Origin of the sequence: Rahnella rivi, assembly GCF_019049655.1 — a bacterium.
GTDB classification, from domain to species: domain Bacteria; phylum Pseudomonadota; class Gammaproteobacteria; order Enterobacterales; family Enterobacteriaceae; genus Rahnella; species Rahnella rivi.
Window position 1 is genome coordinate 46,144 of sequence record NZ_JAFMOX010000048.1, and the last position, 18,044, is coordinate 64,187.

22 protein-coding genes and 1 pseudogene are annotated in these 18,044 nt (G+C 52.7%); 3 read left to right on the forward strand and 20 right to left on the reverse strand.

The window, feature by feature from the left end; genetic code table 11:
- Positions 1-8 precede the first annotated feature (8 nt).
- From J1779_RS04740 to J1779_RS04780, 8 genes are all read right to left on the reverse strand, one after another.
- The gene (locus J1779_RS04740; RefSeq protein WP_217202975.1) at positions 9-1,196 is read right to left on the reverse strand and encodes a phage tail sheath protein; all 1,188 of its coding nucleotides are present in this window, start codon (positions 1,194-1,196) and stop codon (positions 9-11) included.
- A 155-nt stretch (positions 1,197-1,351) separates the two neighbouring features.
- A complete protein-coding gene (locus tag J1779_RS04745; RefSeq protein WP_217202976.1) occupies positions 1,352-1,495 on the reverse strand; it encodes a hypothetical protein in 144 nt (47 codons plus the stop codon).
- Between the two features lie 63 nt (positions 1,496-1,558).
- Complete coding sequence (locus tag J1779_RS04750) at positions 1,559-2,122, reverse strand: tail fiber assembly protein (RefSeq protein ID WP_217202978.1); 564 nt, start codon at positions 2,120-2,122, stop codon at positions 1,559-1,561.
- A gap of 1 nt (position 2,123) precedes the next feature.
- On the reverse strand, positions 2,124-4,514 hold the full coding sequence (locus J1779_RS25485; RefSeq protein ID WP_238485065.1) for a phage tail protein: 2,391 nt from the start codon (positions 4,512-4,514) through the stop codon (positions 2,124-2,126).
- A gap of 14 nt (positions 4,515-4,528) precedes the next feature.
- Entirely contained in the window at positions 4,529-5,059 is a 531-nt protein-coding gene (locus tag J1779_RS04765; protein WP_217202979.1) for a phage tail protein I, read from the reverse strand.
- Positions 5,052-5,960, reverse strand: coding sequence for a baseplate assembly protein (locus tag J1779_RS04770; protein WP_217202980.1), 909 nt, complete (start codon positions 5,958-5,960; stop codon positions 5,052-5,054). Before J1779_RS04770 ends, J1779_RS04765 begins: the two co-directional genes overlap by 8 nt.
- A gap of 4 nt (positions 5,961-5,964) precedes the next feature.
- Positions 5,965-6,315 (reverse strand): GPW/gp25 family protein, encoded by a 351-nt coding sequence (locus tag J1779_RS04775; RefSeq protein ID WP_217202981.1) that lies wholly within the window; start codon positions 6,313-6,315, stop codon positions 5,965-5,967.
- A 17-nt stretch (positions 6,316-6,332) separates the two neighbouring features.
- The gene (locus J1779_RS04780; RefSeq protein ID WP_217202982.1) at positions 6,333-6,974 is read right to left on the reverse strand and encodes a phage baseplate assembly protein V; all 642 of its coding nucleotides are present in this window, start codon (positions 6,972-6,974) and stop codon (positions 6,333-6,335) included.
- A gap of 186 nt (positions 6,975-7,160) precedes the next feature.
- Between J1779_RS04780 and J1779_RS04785 the strand changes: the two genes are divergently transcribed.
- A complete protein-coding gene (locus J1779_RS04785) occupies positions 7,161-8,402 on the forward strand; it encodes a hypothetical protein (protein ID WP_217202983.1) in 1,242 nt (413 codons plus the stop codon).
- A 154-nt stretch (positions 8,403-8,556) separates the two neighbouring features.
- Here the strand turns inward: J1779_RS04785 and J1779_RS25490 are convergent.
- The 12 genes and pseudogenes from J1779_RS25490 to J1779_RS04840 form a co-directional block, all read right to left on the reverse strand.
- Positions 8,557-8,995 (reverse strand): annotated as a pseudogene (locus J1779_RS25490) (phage virion morphogenesis protein).
- A gap of 219 nt (positions 8,996-9,214) precedes the next feature.
- Entirely contained in the window at positions 9,215-9,664 is a 450-nt protein-coding gene (locus tag J1779_RS04795) for a phage virion morphogenesis protein (protein ID WP_217202984.1), read from the reverse strand.
- Positions 9,657-10,124: a phage tail protein gene (locus tag J1779_RS04800; protein ID WP_217203020.1), complete on the reverse strand. Its 468-nt coding sequence runs from the start codon at positions 10,122-10,124 to the stop codon at positions 9,657-9,659. The genes J1779_RS04795 and J1779_RS04800 overlap by 8 nt, the downstream gene beginning before the upstream one ends.
- Positions 10,087-10,329: an Rz1-like lysis system protein LysC gene (lysC, locus tag J1779_RS04805; protein ID WP_238485066.1), complete on the reverse strand. Its 243-nt coding sequence runs from the start codon at positions 10,327-10,329 to the stop codon at positions 10,087-10,089. The genes J1779_RS04800 and lysC overlap by 38 nt, the downstream gene beginning before the upstream one ends.
- On the reverse strand, positions 10,214-10,636 hold the full coding sequence (lysB, locus tag J1779_RS25495; protein ID WP_238485067.1) for an Rz-like lysis system protein LysB: 423 nt from the start codon (positions 10,634-10,636) through the stop codon (positions 10,214-10,216). The genes lysC and lysB overlap by 116 nt, the downstream gene beginning before the upstream one ends.
- The gene (locus J1779_RS04810) at positions 10,633-11,142 is read right to left on the reverse strand and encodes a lysozyme (protein WP_217202986.1); all 510 of its coding nucleotides are present in this window, start codon (positions 11,140-11,142) and stop codon (positions 10,633-10,635) included. The genes lysB and J1779_RS04810 overlap by 4 nt, the downstream gene beginning before the upstream one ends.
- Positions 11,126-11,335, reverse strand: coding sequence for an HP1 family phage holin (locus tag J1779_RS04815; protein WP_217202987.1), 210 nt, complete (start codon positions 11,333-11,335; stop codon positions 11,126-11,128). The genes J1779_RS04810 and J1779_RS04815 overlap by 17 nt, the downstream gene beginning before the upstream one ends.
- A 2-nt stretch (positions 11,336-11,337) precedes the next feature.
- Positions 11,338-11,541 (reverse strand): tail protein X, encoded by a 204-nt coding sequence (locus tag J1779_RS04820; protein WP_217202988.1) that lies wholly within the window; start codon positions 11,539-11,541, stop codon positions 11,338-11,340.
- Positions 11,541-12,035, reverse strand: coding sequence for a head completion/stabilization protein (locus tag J1779_RS04825; protein ID WP_217202989.1), 495 nt, complete (start codon positions 12,033-12,035; stop codon positions 11,541-11,543). The genes J1779_RS04820 and J1779_RS04825 overlap by 1 nt, the downstream gene beginning before the upstream one ends.
- A gap of 96 nt (positions 12,036-12,131) precedes the next feature.
- A complete protein-coding gene (gpM, locus tag J1779_RS04830; protein WP_217202990.1) occupies positions 12,132-12,902 on the reverse strand; it encodes a phage terminase small subunit in 771 nt (256 codons plus the stop codon).
- A 2-nt stretch (positions 12,903-12,904) separates the two neighbouring features.
- Positions 12,905-13,981 (reverse strand): phage major capsid protein, P2 family, encoded by a 1,077-nt coding sequence (locus J1779_RS04835; RefSeq protein ID WP_217202991.1) that lies wholly within the window; start codon positions 13,979-13,981, stop codon positions 12,905-12,907.
- 44 nt (positions 13,982-14,025) lie between these two features.
- Entirely contained in the window at positions 14,026-14,871 is an 846-nt protein-coding gene (locus tag J1779_RS04840) for a GPO family capsid scaffolding protein (RefSeq protein WP_217202992.1), read from the reverse strand.
- Positions 14,872-15,032: 161 nt separating this feature from the next.
- On the opposite strand from J1779_RS04840, the gene J1779_RS04845 reads away from it, so the two are divergent.
- The gene (locus J1779_RS04845) at positions 15,033-16,802 is read left to right on the forward strand and encodes a terminase ATPase subunit family protein (RefSeq protein ID WP_217202993.1); all 1,770 of its coding nucleotides are present in this window, start codon (positions 15,033-15,035) and stop codon (positions 16,800-16,802) included.
- Position 16,803: 1 nt separating this feature from the next.
- Positions 16,804-17,814, forward strand: coding sequence for a phage portal protein (locus J1779_RS04850; protein ID WP_217202994.1), 1,011 nt, complete (start codon positions 16,804-16,806; stop codon positions 17,812-17,814).
- Positions 17,815-18,044 lie beyond the last annotated feature (230 nt).

Genomic DNA, 18,044 nt, shown 5'->3' on the forward strand with positions numbered 1-18,044 from the left:
GATTGCCCTTAGCTGTTAATGGATGCGGCCAGATTCACAAGGTAGGTGTCGGTGATGCGCTGACGCAGTGTCAGACTTTCCAGCGGCGGCACCGGCGTATAGTCATAGTCGATATAGAGTTTCCCGGCTTTCAGGGTGTCTTTATCGTTAGCGGATTCATCAAACCAGCAACTGCCGTCGATGATGTAGCCGTTAGACTTGAGCTCGCGGAATTTGGCGTTAATGCCGTCGATGATGTCGCGGATAAGTGAGGCGGTCATCGGTTTATCCACTGCCCACATGTGCGCTTCGGCCATCGTGTCGGCCAGCACCTGCGCCGTGCGGGTGTAGTTCTCAAACAGGAAAAGCGGGTCATCAGAGCAGGTACGGTTTCCCCAAAAGCGGAAGCCGTCTTTGCGCACAAGCGTAGTGACTCCGGCCTCGTTGAGCAGGTCAGCGTCAGTCCCCGACGCCTGCAAATCCCAAAACACCGAGGCGCTGATACCGGTCACGCCATTAACGCCGACGTTTGACAGGGTTTTGTGCCAGCCGGTGTCTTGGTCAATCTTGGCGCGCAGCCCCAAGGCGCGGGCGGTGGCGTAGGCCGTAGTGCTGGCGTTCGCTGTGGTATCCCATGCAATAAAGTCCGGCCAGATGAGCATCAGTTCGCGCTGGCTAAAGTTGTCACGGTACTTAATGGCGTCGGAAATGGTTTTGCATTCCCATGCGCTGATGTAACTGAATGCGCGCAGCGACTGGCAGACGGTGGCCAGTGCCGTGGCCACTTCCTGCGAGTCCAGACCGGGCACGCCGAGAATGCGCGGTTTTACGCCGGTGACTGCTTCGGCGGTAAGCAGGGCTTTCATGCCGGTGTACTGCCCGCGTTCATCCGCACCGCCGATGATGTTAGACAGCGTTTCGGCAGCGGCATCATCAGTATCTTCCTCTTCTGATTCAGCAACGCGCACCACGACCGTGACCGGTTTGCACTGGTCGCCAATGGCCGTCAGCGCCGGTAACAGGGTGCCGGTTTTTCCCGCCTTGCCCTGCGCGGCGATCACATCGGTGATAAGGACTGGCGTATTGAGTGGGAAGACTTTTTCGTCAGCGTCGTTGGCCGTGCAGACCATGCCGATAATGGCCGTGGATACGGTGGTAATAACGCGCGTTCCGTCGTTAATTTCGACGACCTGCACGCCGTGGTGAAAATCACTCATCGGGTTAGCTCCGTTAAAATAGGCAAATCAATTTTGTTGTTTAACGGTGGGCAGGGCGAGGCGTGAGCGTTGGGAGGGGGTTAGTACAACAGCACATATAAAAAGCGCGGCATTAAAAAGCCCGGCAATTGCCGGGCTAGGTTGTTATTGATGAATTACGTATTATTCAGGCCTAATTTCTCAGCCAACCGATGCAGTGCGCAGACGCTGACCATTTCCTCTGCACGTTCAGAAAATTCAATCCAGTGCAGACCAATGAACCACGCCAGCAATTCGGCCTCTTCTTTACTTAATTCCACGTTCACCCCTTAATTAACTATTAAGGGATTGTTGATTTAATACCCACACCTTTCAAATAGTTATTACTGATCAATAAGTGCAGACTGATCGTTTTCACCGATCGTTGCTAACGACGGCATTTCTGGCCAAGCGATATTAGGTGCAGTGGTTAAATCCAGCCTGTTAAGGGCAACCCGATACGTTTTCCATGCTTTGAGCTGGAGCAGTTCAGCGTCTGTGGCGTCATCAATATCTACAGCATCCTGTAACGGCGTAATGGCGGTGGTCGCGTTGCTCAGCAAGTTATTTCTTTTCTGCTCAGCCACTTCTGACGCTACCGGCTCAAACTTAATAAATTTCCCGTCCTGATAGCTGTAGGTTTGCTCTCCAATATCTGCCGGTAAATTTTTAGCTGAAACTTCATAAACACTCACACCTTCTGATAGCGTTAAAAAGTTCGGGTTCTCCGACCATGTATTAATAAACCCATCCTGACCCACGGCAATAAATGCGTTTTTACCCGCCCATTTCTCGTCGCGTAATGTGTACCAATCATTACCGTCTTCATCTTCGAAATAGACAACGGGGACTGCCAAACCTTCCTCAAAAACTTGCTTAGAGATTTTGATATTTTTGAACGTAATCATATTAGTTCCCCACCTGTCGCCAGCTTCCACTGGCCGATCTAATCATTAACGCGCGGTAGTATTTCCCCATCATTCGGCAGTCGCCCATGTCCGGTCTGATATTTAACCCCGTCATGAAACAACCCGTCGGCGCTTCCCAGTTCTGCTGAGCAGTCCAGCCCGCATTCTCTAGCGCCTGACTGCCACGCTGCACGTCGTAAACAAAACGACTATCCGACCAGTTCCGATCCGCAAGATAAACCACCACGTCACTTGCCTCATGCCGCATATAGGGATTAGCCACGTTTCCGCTCGCAAATCCGGCAGTTTTAACGCTATCACGCGCAATATAATGCGCATTACTTTCAGTCTTAGAATAAGCATCAACAAAAGGCGGTTTGTTCTGCGTTGTGTAAACCTCCCCCATATCAGAGGCGTCTACCTGAATTTTTACCTTCGCACCCGTCCAGCCGATATAGATTTTATTTGTACCCATACCGACACCGCCGCCTTGCTGAACGGCGGCAAAATTCCCGACATTCCCAAGCCCGACACTCGAGTTGGTGAGATTGATGTCTTTGGTGCCGTCAAAGGCTACACCGGCAATTTTGCGGGCGGTGGCGAGTTTAGTCGCTGCTACAGCAGTACCGTTTGCAGGGAGTGCGCCAAGATTTTTTACTGCATCAGCTGCTGTTTTGGCACCGGTGCCGCCACTGCTTACAGGCAGCGCCGTTGATAATGTCAGGCCATAGGAACCGGTGACTTCAAGACCGCCATCCATCACCCAATTATCCGCAGTGCCGTCTGTCAGGTTTGACGCTCTTTTACGAAGAGCCCACTTACCGTTAGTGGCATCCCAAAAGCCAAAGTTTCCTGCATTGGAGTAGCTGACATTCATTAACGGATGTACCGCATTCGCCGAGCTAAATTGGCATGCTGCGTCATGCCGGTTGAATTTCACCAGCCCGTTGAAATCGACATCACCGGCGATTGTTGTGTTGGAGGTATCACCATCTAAGGTGATAGAGGATTTAACCAACCCAGCGTCATTTCTGGCATTGAGCACTAACCTTCCGCCACCGGTGGTGTTGTACTGAAAACTTACCCCGGCGAGAATGCGACCGTATGGATCGCCCGCCGCTGTTGTAAGGCGGGCGGTAATATCACCAACAGCGATCACTGAGCTAGGCCGCACACCTTCCACCTGATCAAGCCGGTTATAAGTTGTGTAAGCTGAAAACGCATCTCGTCTGGAGATCAATTGCCGATAACCTACGATGTTTTCCCGTTGTGTTAGCGACCCTGAAAATACCGCAGAGGTGCCTTTAATTTCGCCAGTAACCACGCCGCCGGTTGAAGCAAGTGCGCCCACATCCGCCGCCGTCGGCGGGTTGGCTGAGTCAAATACCTTACGCCAACCGAATGGCAGCGTTGTTGCACCGGCCTGCTTCCATAGCCAGCCGCTTTCCTCGGCGGCACTTACAGCGCCTGTACGAACGTAGATAGTACCGTTGGTGCTGTGAAGATACTGAGTCACCGCAGCCCCGGCGTTGTACGCACGGCGAAAAGTCACCAGCGTATCAGCGGCCTGATTGGGCTTACCACCGAGTGGATGATCATCAAAATACCCTGCCAGCGTGACAGCCCCTGATTTTGCGACCAGTGACGGGTCGGTGAGTCTGGTGACTTTGGTGTTATCGACAATAGGCAATGTGTTACTAAACGCCCCGACGTCCGCCGGTAACAGGGTGATATCAGCCGTCAGCGGCTTGTTATTCACCTTTCGGGTGCTGGGAACGCGGGTATTGGCGTTGTCATTCGCGGCTTTCACCGCCTTTGGCGTCGCCGCCAGCGTTTCGCTGGCACTGCTGACCGAGCTGTTAAGCTGCACAAAACCTTTTGCCGTCGTGGTGCCGTCGGGGTGGTTGCGTGATTTCTCATGCTCTGTCAGCTTGTCGTCTACATAATCTTTTGTCGCCATGACCGTCGAGCCGTCAATGCTCAGCGCGACGGACTCAATTTCGCTAACGATGAGCACCATGCGCAGGGTCTGCAACCGGCCTGACCCTTCGGCAAGCTTGGGTTTATAGCTTTCCGCCATATTGCTGACAGCAATCAGCACGCCGTCAGCATCGTATAAGCCCATTTCACGCATCCAGAAGCCGCCGACATCTGGCTGGATCACCAGTTCGGCCACCAGATAATTACTGTTTTTGGCGTCGATGCTTAGCCGGTTGAGATTGGCGCGATAAACTTCATTAACAAGTTTGGCCTGTTTTGGGTCAGGCGTCGGGAGTTTTCCGCCCCCGTCACCGACGGCCATGCGCGTGATTTTGACCTGCGTTCCGCCTGCCGTGGCGGCGGCGATTTTGGCCGCGCCGGCGGTAGTCAGTAATGCTTTATAAGTCGCCATGAGTTGTCCTCTGCTTAGGCCGGATAAACGGTGATGACGTCGCCGTCGTAAGAAAGCGCACCAACAAAAATATGGCCGGGGATATCCTGAATGATGGTCAGCGTTTCAAGGTGGCGGCTGGCCGGTTTGGCGTCGGCTATCAACCGCTCCATCTCCTGATACATTTCTTCGGTAATGCCACTTTCCAGCACGCCGATATCGAGGCGAAACGTCCCGGGCGGGCTGCTGGTTTCCCACCATTCAGAAATGTTAATGACGTATCCCAACGGCTCAACCACCCGACGGATCGCGCTAATGGTGCCTTTATGGGTATGGATGAAATAAGCCGACTGGATAACGCTGCGCTTGGTCGCCTCCGGCCATTTCTCATCCCACCGGTCAACGGAAAATGCCCACGCCAGATAGGGTAAGAATTTCGCCGGGCAGGTTTGCGGGTTCCATAAATCGCGCAGCGGGACGGGGACAGCGGTCAGCTCGGCGCAGGCCGCAGCGGCGGCAACCTCAAGCGGCGATGAACCGACGGGCAAGAGCCTTGCATTACTCATCAGTCCCTCCGATAGTGATGGAGGATTCGGTGCAAAATGACGCCTGCGTGTCGTCCAGTACGAGATCGGCCACCGGTTGCGTAAGCTCGACACGCTGAACGCCCTCAACGTGCAGCGCGGCATAAATCGCAGAGAGACGAATATCACGCCCCAGCCGGTGCTGTGCCTGCGTGTAAGCGTTAAGCTTATCCAGCGCGGCCAGCCTAACGGGCTCTAATTCCGGCCCCGGATAAACGTAGAGCTCGGCAATAATCTGATAAGGCACAATCTTTGCTGACTGTACGGTCACGCGGTCAGCAACCGGGCGCACGTCTTCGGCGTTGAGCGCCGCATTCACAATCGCGATAAGCTCCGCGCTGGCCGTGCCGTCACCCTCACGCGAAAGCACAGAAATCGTCACGCTGGCAGGTCCCGGGCTAATCACTGACACATCCGCAACCCGACCGTCAGCACTGCGGCCATGGAACTGATAAGCGCCCGTTGAACCGGCCACGCTCAGCCCCTCGAAAGCCTGCTGAATACGCACACGAAAATCACTGTCACTTTCCAGTACCTCGGCAACCGGCGGCAGCACCGTATCATCAGCCTCCGTGATAACCAGCCGCGCAACGTTATAGTTTGCGCCGAGCTGGTCGAGGTCAGCGCCGGTGGCGTAGGCCAGCATATTGGCGCGCGCCGCCTCGTTGACACGCTGACGCAAAATCACCTCGCGGTAAGCGTTCTCCTGCAACAGTTTGACGATAGGCTCAGATTCCAGCGCCAAGGTGCGGGCGACGGCCTCCCGTTCGCTCTCGTCATAAAGTGACAGCAACGTGGCTTTGCGTTCTTCCAGCAAGGTTTCATAGTCCAACTCCTCGACCACATCCGGCGCGGGGAGCAGGCTTAAATCAATCGTGGCCATAGCGTTAACTCAGTGAGATGGAAGAAGAGAAACCGCCGGGGGAATCAGTGCGGTTGCCGGTAATATTGACCACCATTTCCCCGCTGTAAGTGGTTTCAAAGGTGATGCCGGTCAGGCTGACGCGCGGTTCCCAGCGAAGGATCGCCGAATAACACGCGGCCATGATTTGCAGCCGCAGCGCCGCGTTTTGCGGCTGGTCGGTCAGCGCGGAAAGCAGCGAGCCATAATTTCGGCGCATGACCCGAGAGCCTAACGGCGTTCGCAAGATGTCACTGACTGACTGATTGATGTGCGCCATGTCTTCAACCGAACGCCCTGACTGGCGTGACATGCCGAGATATTTCGCGTTAGTCATTATCAAAACCTCAGCTATCAATTCGGTTTACCGGTGTTTCCGCCACCGGTCTGGACGCCGCCGTGTGTGTGGGTATCAACCTGCACACCGTTGGAGGTTAATGCGCCGCCGCTGTGCGAGATATTGCCTTTCATAGCACCGCCTTTTTTCACCTCTAATGAGCCGGTAGTCAGTTTGTTGGTACACACCACCTCCGGCGTATCGAGCGTGATTTTGCTGCTGGCCGTCACCGTCACATTGGGCGCGGTAGCCTGAATAGATTTTGTGGCGGATACATCAGCGGTCTGAATACCACTCACCGTCAGCGCACCGCTGGCCGGTTCATACTGGAATTGAGCGCCGTCAGAAAAGCTGACGTGATACGCCTCTGCGGAAACGGACGGAGGGGGAAAGTCATCGCTGTAAATGCCCGGCAGCACGAATCCGATATCAAGCTCACCCCCTAGGGAAAGCAGCAAAACTTGCTCACCCACGGAGGGAGCCCACCACGTGCGCGCACCACCAGCGCGGGGCGTCAGCCAGCGCAGCCAGTCCGTCACAAGTTCACCGGACTGGACGCGGCATACACCCAGCGTTGTATTCACTTCGGCAACTACGCCAATGCGGATAATGTCGCGCACGGCGCGGGAAAGTTCGGAAAGGGTTTCGAGTGTTTTCATGAGAGGAAGGGTGCACTAGAATAAAATCAAAAAACAGAGTTCGCGCGTATGATAGTCATTGATACAACAATGTAATCGAGTTAAATTATCATCAAAATACCAGTATTAGAAAAATACATAATTAACAAGAAATCACATTAAACCCCTTAGTTTATTCATATAAAACCACGCGGAGTGGATACTCGTATGACAACGATGAAAAAAATAACGATTAAAGAAAAGAAAGATACATTTGATAAAATGGCGGCAAAAATACCCGGCGCCATAAGAACAAAAACAGGCGTAATAATACCTATTGATGATAAGGGTGGGATTTTTCACGTGACAGATTTTGGCCCCATAAATACAGCTGAAGATCAAAAGTTTGGTGATTTGTGGGGAGTGTATAAAGTAATATGCAACGAAGCCGATTTAGATAGGATAGTAAAACCATCGGCACTAGATGATTACTTGTTGAAAATTAGAGCCGAATCAATATTAGATAATCCTAGATTGATTCGTGTTTTTCAGAAGAGATTCAACAACTCAGAGGGCATGACCTTATCAAAATGGTATAATAGGAATGACAGACAAAACCTTTATATAAATAACGTTTCAAAGGGCAATCATGATAAATTATTCAAGGTCCCTGTAGGGACTGCTATGATAAGTCGAGCCAATGCTATTTGCATGCCAGTTGATAAAGGAAATATTATAATTGTTTCTGAAAAGCTTATCTATGCATTGTATTTTTTCAATATATTCCTATTTGGTCAAAGTTTAGATTTCACTGATCAAGAATGCTTTACTGCGTATGTCATAGCACTGAGGGTTTACTATGGACATGAGTCCCTCGATTTCGACTTAGACCCAAGAGGTGATTTCCCTGAATATATTGAAAACCATCTTCAAGAAATCACAACCATGCAATATAATTTTATTTTGGGCCATGAGTACGCGCATCATTTACTTGGACACCTTAAAGAAAGTAAACTTGTAGATGAATATTTACTTAATTCAGATAACTCTAGTATTTTTCCTCATTACAAACATAGATTCAAGGAAGAGTACGATGCTGACTGGCATTCAATAAAAAACATTAAAGGGGATAATAATTATAGAAGTAGCCTTGCAGACGCAGCATTTACATGCTTTTATTTTTTTTACGTACTAGAGCAAGTTGGTGAATATTTTTCTCCACAAGGGAAATCTCATGCAAAAACACATCCGTATGCACTAGATAGAATGCGCCACTTAAGAAGTCATTTGAAAAGCTCTTGCGGTATCAGCAGGGAGTATTTAGACAAAACCAAACAATATATTGATCAAGTAACAGGGCATTTCTTAAATGAGATATTGCCTTATCACGTTGATGAATTCGAACGGTATGGATCACATTACTTCAAAAGATTTAAAGATAAAATCCTAAGGGATAGGGTGGATTATTAATTGATTTTTTAGATGACGGCTTTATTGTTATTTCTCACCTAAGTAAGTCGACTTATTTTTGGCGTGTAAAAGAAGGGTGTTGAACTCCTCGTGGTTAGGTGATGCGGGCGAATCTAAAATATCAATCATCCTCCTCTAGAGGGGGGGTGATATTTTAATGCGTTATACTGCTATGAGTAAAAATAAAGTGTAAAGAAGTTTCTTTAATAAGTTGTTGTTCAGCCTCATTGAACCCTAACAACTGACGGGCTTCGTATCTCATTGAATCACTATATTTTTTGGTTTATCCGGCAACCCTTTCTTATGAATACGAGCAATCCGCTGCACCCTCCTAGCAAATCCGACCACTGCTGCCATTCGCCTTAAGGTATCGAGCCTTACGCAATTTGGCGAACATTCCCCGCATGACCCTCCCGCGCTGCCCACTGACAGGCTGACGCTTTCGCTTGGCATAGGGCGAGCCGTTCGGTGATTCTTATTGCTTAATATGCTGCTGGCTGGCACGCAGTTTTTTAGCAATCGCGACGGCCAGCGGGGGAAAGGCTGGCCAGCAATCCCGTGAACCTGTCGTCAAAAGGCTTAAGCTCATTCATCCCATTTACTCACAAGTTGTCCATGCACATACAATTCCATAGGTCGGTTAACCGGCACGATCAGTAGGTTTAAATCACCGGTGTAATCCGTTACCACAATATCCAGCGTGCAACGGTTCTCGAATAATAACGACGTGTTTTCATACCAGAAAGGATGCCGCCGGAGTTAACCGGCGACAGTGCAACGACGCAGGATGGCGGGCTGTACAACAGCGTGTTTTACTGGCTAAGGTGAGACATGATCACATCCTCAATAATCTGGCTATCAGCTCCGCTAAACCCTAAGAGTGGTCGGGAATTGTATTGCACAGGCTTACTATGACGGTTTGGTTTGTCACGCAGCCCCTCCTGATGGATGCGCGCAATGCGTTGCACCTTTCCGGCAAACTCCACCGTCGCCGCATCCCCCGAGCCTTTGGCCTTGAGGTACCGGGCTGTGCGCAGCTTGGCAAACATTTCGCGCTTTACCCGTCCCTTTTTAGCCTTTATAGGCTGACGCTTTCGGGATGCATACGGCGTACCGTCCGGGGCTTTTTGTCGTTTGATGCGCTGCTGCTGGCTGGCTCTCAGTTTCTTGGCAATCTCTGTGGCCATCTTGCGACGGCCAGCCGGTGACAGGCTTTCCAGCAGCCCGGATAACTTATCGTCAAAAGGCTTGAGCTCATTCATCCCATTTACTCACCAGCTCGCCATGCACATACAACTCCATAGGCCTGTGTACCGGCACCGGCGGCGGGGGCTCGTCCAGTGGCGTAACGTTTATCCTGCGGTCAACCTCTTTGACGATTGTGCGCTCGGTCAGTTGCAGGCTCATGCGGACGTCTTTGCTGTCGTCACTGTTAATATCCGCTACGAAGGTGAAGCCGCGTTTTTTCCCTTCCTCGGTGGTCATAATGTCCGGCTGATGCTCACGCAACCAGACGTTGACTGGCACAATCAGCAGGTTGATATCACCGGTGTAATCCGTTACCACAATATCCAACGTATAGCGGTTCTCAAATGATAGCGACGCGGCCAGCGTGGCGTTAATAACGCCGCCGTCCACAAACATGTGCAACATGTCCGGGTTATCTCGCAGCAACGGCACGGATTTAAAAAGCGCCTTTCTCAGGCTGGCGGGCTTTAACATCATGGGACTCCTGACACTGTTTAACGGCCTCGACTTGCAGCGCACAGTTCACCAGCGCGCCCTCAAGCTGGCGATTGTCTTCACTTAAATCACCGTTGGTTTTCGGGCGACTGGCCGGTATCGGGCAACTGCTGACTTTCGGACAGCCAACGTAAATAATCGCCGGGGTTGGTAAATTCGGATCGCGTGTGCAGCCGGACAACATCGTCAGGCAAAGCAGACTGATACCAGCGGCGCAGGGTTTCATTTTCATTCAGTAACCTCGTGATGGTTTGATTACGACGGCTGGCAAGCTGACCCGCTGCGGTGATTTGCTGACGCAGTACCACCTGCGCCCGCTCGTTACGCTGACCGCTGGCTTGCAGCTTGCTGATGGTCGCAGCGTTGGCCGCAAGCGCCCCCTGCATTTGCGCAATGGTGCGGCTTGCCTCAGTGACCCTATTATTCGCCCATCGCCAACCGGCAAGGGATGCCACCAGAGAGAGCAGTAACGCGGCAATGATAAATTTCATGGCACCCCCTTCAGGCAATGTTTCAGCTCGCGCGCGCGCCGGTTTTCCAGCCCCGTATTTTTCACGCCGTTGACATACACCCAGCGCGGGAGCTGCTGGCAGGCTTTCGCCCAATCACCAAGCCTGATGAAGTTGGCCAGTGTGGATTGACAGGCTGCGCCGGTGCCGACGTTAAACGCAAAACTGGCCACCGCGTCATATACCGGCTGCGGCATGGCCACCGGCATACACTTATCCACGGCGCGTTCGGTCATGATGACGTCGGCGATCAGATTGCGGGCGGCGTCATGTTCAGTGATGTTATTTGCCGGTTTCACCCCCGCAGTGTGGCCGATACCTGATGTCCATACGCCTGCGCTGCACTGGTACGGACTCAGGCGACACCCCTCAAGGTCAGCAATCAGTGCCAGCCCCTCATCGGAGGTTTTTACATAACGGTAATCGGGCATCAATGCGGCCAGAGCCAGCACTGCGGCCACGCTGCAACGCTTAGCGATTGAGCTCATCGAAAACCCTCCGGCTCAGGCCGTTACGCTCCAGCAACTTGTAGCTTTTGCGGCGGTAATACCAGTTAACAAAGAATGTCCCTACGGCCACCAGAGCCCCCACCAGAAACGCAATATCCTGCGGAGTCAGCGCACCAATAAACGCCAGTGACATAGCAAGGCCGTAGGCAATCTGTGATGTGATTTTTTCCATTTTCAGTCCCATAGCTGGACGATTTCAGAAACCGGCGCGGCGTCAACGGCGGGCAAAATCACCACGGTGCCATGTGGCAAAATTTCGCCCAGCTCAGCCAGCCCGAGATTGGCAGCAAGCACGGACTCAACCACGCCGCCGGTGCGCCCGTAGTGGCGATAACACAGGGCGTCGAGCGTGTCGCCCTGCTGCGCGATAACCTGCATCAGAGCTGGCTCACCATGCCGCGCGCCTGACCCTGCAACCGGGAGACGTGCCAGCGCATATCGCGCCACTGGTCATCCACAGAAACCTCCAGCGCTTCGGCCTTTTTGTCCCCTTTCGCGCTGGCGTCATAGCTGCGGTAACGCTCATAAATCACGGCGGTAGTCATCGCGCACACCGCGCTCAGGTAGTGGAAACATTTCACGCTTTCACCGTCGAGCTGCTCGGCGGGAACCTCCGCCAGCGTTTTAAAACCCGCTTCAATCTGCGCATCGCGATAGGGGTAAAGCTCGGCGTTCACCTCGGCCATCGCGGCCTTAATTGCCCGGCGAAAACGCGCAGGCGTGACGACGTGGCCAAGCCGGATGTTTTCACTCACCTGCTCCGGGTCAACGTCAGGGAAAAAAAAGGTATTGGTGATAATCGGACTCACCAGCGCATCAGGCGGAATAACCACAGCGGATCGCGCCGGGGCGGTGGTCATAACAATGTCCATTTCTTAAACCTCAAATAGGTGGACGGTGGACGCAGGCGTCAGACGAGGTAAAAACCTGCATCAGCCTGCGTGCCGTCCGGCGCGGGGCGCTTTCGGTTAACTGCCGGAGAGTACGGTTTTGCGTGGGCGTCCACGCTTGGCCTGCCTCGCCGCAGGCTTTGCGGCCTTGCCCGGACGTCCGCGCTTAGCCGGGGCGGCTTTAGGCTTCACAGCTTCGGGCGCTGGCCGCAATTCTCTCTCCAGCCGTTCTATGTCTTTTTTCACACCGGCGGCGCTGTCGAGCTGCATCGCACGTTGCAGGTGAATCAGTGCCTGCTCAGGGTGGCCGTCATCACGCAAAACCTGACCGGTGATTTTGTGCAGCTTGGCGCGCACAGGGTCTGGCATATCAAACGGTAGCGTCATATCTATGGCGGTCAGCAGGTCATCAACGCTGACGGGCTCACCGGCACTGCGGGCACGCATTGCCGCCAGCGCAACATCTTCGGCAAACAGGTACGGCGCGGGGCGTTTGTTGTTAGGGACGGTCAGACCGTGTTTCAGCGCATAGCGCGCCATGTCAAATGACCCGCGAATGTCTCCGGCATCCAGCGACCACTGGAGCATGGTCATCAGAATGTCGTCCTGACTGCCCGCATTGCTGGCCAGTACACCGGCAATCCACGGCGCATACGACGGCAACATGTCGCGCTTACGCCGGGCTTTGTCTTCCACGGAATAAATTGTTTTCAATATCTGGCGGTCTCCGCGCAGCTTCATCAGCATCTGGCCGTAGGGCAGTGCCGAACGCAGCGGATTACTCACCCGCTGCGACGAGGCTTTTTCAGCAGAGACCCGCATCATGTGACGCTGTGCGGGACTCAGCATGGTTATGCCTCGCTTTCTGTTTCGGCTGGGGTTTCTTCCGGGGTGAAATCACCTAGCTGGATGTTTTCAATCATCGCCGCGCAGCCGTAGTCCTCGACCACATAGTCAATTTTCAGTGACTCGTAGTTTTCGATGCGGTCACGGCGCGCCACTTCTTCGATATGGCGGCGGTGCGAGCTGTCCATGATGTAAATGGACAGGTTATCCAGACGGGTGATCAGCAGGGCATTGTCAGGGAAGTAGGGCACGCGAACCGCAGGCAAATTACCGATGCGTTTCTGGCTGACGATGATGTCACCGGCCAGTTTTTCGCTGTTTTCCTGTGACTTGTTAATCAGCGGGAAATACTTATCGGAAAGCATTTTGCGGCCACACACGACAACCAGATTCGGATCTTCGGAGTGCCATGCGTCCAGCAGAAAATCGGTGGCGTTGATAACGGCGGCGTCGATGTTTTCGAAGTCGCCATTCTTACCGATACGCACGGTGGCGGAGACCACTGCGCCGTCATCATCGGTGATTTTATCCATCACACGTTCGGCGGCTTCGTTGCGCATTTTTTGCAGCCAGCCCACCGCGATATCCTGCAACATCGGGTATTTGCTGCGGTCTGAGTCTGCCGCGCGGCTCACGCCGTTGAAACCGGCCATGATGTAATCCAGCGCCTGACGTTTGGCGATAGCGTCACGCAAACGGATCTGAAAGTCCTGATAACGCGCCCACAGGTCAAGGGTGTTGTAACGGATATGGAAATCGAAGTTCACCTGCTCGCATTTATATTTACGCGAGGTCAGCGACTGGAAATCAGCAGTTTTACGCTCTTTGTCGCCGTCGGTATTTGTGGTACTGGCAATAGAGCCTGTCACGCCGAGGCCGATTTTTTCACCTTCCTGCTCATCCACCGGCACCATATTGATGCGGGTCAGAAACTCTGATGACTCCTGCACGGTAGTGATAAGGGTCTGCGTGACCGACGGCTCAACGCTGAATTTGTGGCTCAGGTCTTCCACGTCAACGCCGTTGAGTTCAGCCACGCGGGACAGGTAAGCATTGAATTTAAAGCGGGTATTCTTGCGCATATTTCTCTCTTTTTTTATCAGGAATTCAGGGATAACGCTGCCGGTCAGCAGTTGGTCATAAAGGTGCTGGCACCATCGCCGCCGGGAGATACCGGACGCTTCGGCTGCTTAAAGCTTTCGGTATCGTCAAGAGACGATTGCAGGGAAGAAAGCGCCGTTTCGCTGGCAGTGACCTGACCTTTCAGCTCGGTGATTTCCTGCTCCATAGCGCTGAAACGCTGTGCGGTGGCTTCGCCCGCGTTTTGCAGCTCTTCAGCGACGATGGTGATTGCTCCCTGCACGTCAGAAAAACGTGCGTCATCGCTGGTCTGCTTCGCTTTAAACATCCCTTTGATTTTTCCGGTCAGGCTGGAAATCGCGCTGTCGGGCTGATTTTCGAATACCAGCTCGGCGAGCGTGGCTACCGAGAACAAATCATCGGGGTGGTCTTTCTTACCGGCGAACGGGTTCACCTTGGCGCGTGCGCTGAATTCCAGCATTTCAGTGCCGAGGCTTGCCGGGTCATCAGTGACGGCAAGACCGACCAGATAGGCTTTACCGGTATTGGCGAAATTCGGGCGAATCTCCATGGAGGTATAAATTTTCTGACCGGCTTTGACCATGGCAGCCAGCTCGTCAGTGGGGGTCATTTTGGCGAACAATGCCCATTTGCCATTGAGGATTGAATCATCATCAATCAGTTCTTCTTTCAGCTCGACGACATCGCCGAGTCGCTTAAAGTCGCCGTTTGGCATCAGCCCCCGGAAGTGCTCCAGATTGATGCGGCAACCGTAGACGCGCGGGTCAAATGACGCCGCCATTTGATGAATATCGTTGGCGTCGATTTCGCGCCCGTCGCAGGTGTCCCCCTCAACGCCGATACGAAACCATTGAGATACTTTCTTTGCCATTATTCGCTGTCCTGTGTGGGTTAGGTTCGGGCTTAGTTTCCCGACCAGACGCCACAACGGCCAGCGGTTGCCGTCTGACGATCTGTTACACAACAGGGGCTTAATGCGAGGGGGCGGGCGGTTGCGTAGCGTGACGCACATCCATTCAGCGGAGCGACATAATGACCGAGAACAACGCAGGATTAATCAGCGACCCTCGCAGACAGGCGGCACTGCTTTACTGGCAGGGTTTTTCCGTCACGCAAATAGCGGAAATGCTAAGCCTGAAAAAACCCACAGTGCAAAGCTGGAAGCAGCGCGAGAAATGGGACGCCGTTGCCCCGATTTCACGCATTGAAACCAGCATTGAGGCGCGGGTCATCCAACTGGTAATGAAGAGTAAAAAAGAGGGGCAGGATTTTAAAGAAATCGACCTGCTAGGCCGACAGATCGAACGTCTGGCAAGGGTAAACCGCTACATGTCCACCGGCAGTGAGGCGGATTTAAATCCCAACGTGGCCAACCGCAACAAAGGCGAACGTAAGAAGGTAGAGAAAAATGTTTTCTCTGACGAGGCGATCGCGAAACTCAGCGATATCTTTCTCGATGATGCGTTTGATTATCAGCGCGTCTGGCATCAGGCGGGGTTACAGCACCGCATTCGCAATATTCTTAAATCCCGCCAGATTGGCGCGACCTTCTTTTTTGCCCGCGAGGCGCTGCTTGATGCGCTGACCACCGGGCGTAATCAGATATTCATCTCGGCCAGTAAATCGCAGGCGCACGTCTTTAAAAATTACATCATCGACTTTGCCCGTCAGGTGGACGTAGACCTTAAGGGCGACCCGATGCAGCTTTCAAACGGGGCGCGCCTGTTCTTTCTGGGGACAAACATCCGCACCGCGCAGAGCTACACCGGCAATCTCTATCTGGATGAATATTTTTGGATCCCGAAATTTCAGGAGCTGCGCAAGGTGGCCTCCGGGATGTCGCTGCATAAAAAATGGCGTACCACGTATTTCTCTACGCCGTCGAGCCTTGCCCACAGCGCTTACCCGTTCTGGTCGGGAGAGCTCTTTAACAAAGGCCAGCGCGATAAAAGCAAGCGCATTCAGCTTGACCTCAGCCACAGTCATTTGGCCGCAGGTGTTAAATGTGACGACGGCCAGTGGCGGCAGATTGTCACCATAGATGATGCGCTGGCCGGTGGCTGCGACCTGTTCGACCTCGACCAGCTTTGTCTGGAATATGCCCCGTCGGAATATCAGAACCTGCTGATGTGCGAATTTGTCGATGATAAAGCGTCGGTTTTTCCATTTGAATCATTGCAGGGCTGCATGGTGGACAGTCTGGAAGAGTGGCCGGACTTTAATCCCTACGTTCACCATCCGTTTGATAATAATCCTGTGTGGATTGGTTACGACCCGTCGGAGGCGAACGGCGGCGACAGTGCCGGTTGCGTCGTCATAGCTCCACCGGAACAGCCGGGCGGCATATTCCGCATTTTGGAGCGGCACCAGTGGCAGGGCATGGATTTTGATGCACAGGCTAAGGCAATTGAGGCACTGACGGAAAAATATAACGTCGAGTACATCGGCATTGACGCAACCACCGTAGGGCAGGGTGTTTACCAGCTCGTCAGGCAGTTTTATCCGGCTGCGCGCGAAATTAAATACACGCCGGAAATCAAAACCGAAATGGTGCTGAAAGCCAAAAACACTATCCATCGAGGGTGCCTGCAATATGACGCCGGGCACACCGATATCACCGCTTCTTTTATGGCCATTCAAAAAACAATGACCGCCAGCGGTGCTAAATCCACTTTCCGAGCCAGCCGCAGTGAAGAAGCCAGCCACGCTGACGTGGCGTGGGCAACCATGCACGTATTAATCAACGAGCCGCTGACAGCCGCCTCCGGCAGACAAATGAAATCCACATTGGTGATGTACTGATATGAGTAAACGAAACCGCAGGGCAAAAAAACTGACAGCGAATAATGATACGCAGAAAAGCGAGATGTTTCGCTTTGATGAACCGGCCACAGTGATGGACCGGCGCGACATTCTCAATTATCTGGAGTGTATGAGTAACGGGAAGTGGTACGAACCGCCGGTGACATTCTCCGGGCTGGCTAAAAGCTTCCGCGCCGCCGTTCATCACAGTTCGCCGATGTACGTTAAGCGCAACATTCTGGCCAGCACGTTTATCCCGCACCCAATGCTTTCACAGCAGCAATTTAGCCGCTATGCGCTGGATTATATTGTTTTTGGTAATGCATTTATTGAGAAGCGCATGAGCGTGACCGGCAAGCTGCTCAAACTTGAGACCTCACCGGCCAAATACACCCGCCGAGGCGTTGAGGGTGATGTCTATTGGTTTGTGGAGGACATGACTACCCCGCACACATTCGACCAAGGAGGCGTGTTCCACCTGCAAGAGCCGGACATTAATCAGGAGCTCTACGGCCTGCCGGAATACCTCAGCGCGTTAAACAGCGCGTGGCTGAATGAATCCGCCACACTGTATCGCCGCAAGTATTTTCTCAACGGGGCTCACGCGGGCTATGTCATGTACGTGACCGACCCGGCGCAAAACTCACAGGACGTGACCGCACTGCGCGATATGATGACCAAATCTAAGGGCTCAGGTAATTTTAAAAATATTTTCTACCATGCTCCCGGCGGGAAAGCTGACGCCATTAAAATCATCCCGCTCAGTGAGGTGGCCACGAAAGATGATTTCTTTAACATCAAGAATGCGACACGCGACGACCTGCTCAGCGCGCACCGGGTTCCTCCGCAGATGATGGGCATCATCCCCAGCAACACCGGCGGGTTTGGGGACGTTGAGAAAGCGGCAAAGGTATTTGTGCGTAATGAGCTGGTTCCGTTGCAGGAACGTATGAAAGAGTTGAACGAGTGGGCAGGGGCGGAGGTGGTACGGTTTAATAATTACGAGTTGTAATCCATCACATGCATAATATAGCTGCCAGAATACTGGCAGCTATATTATGCTCTAAAACTGTATGAGCACAATTTTACGTGAAAAGTATCATTTGCAGGATATGAATAAACGTGATGTTAGGACTTAATCGGAAAGAGATAATTTTTTTTGTTAATTAAAATAAATTTTTAATTGGTGGTGATCAATCAATTTTCCGCATGGTTTTCTTTGAGGAGAATGATGGTTATTCC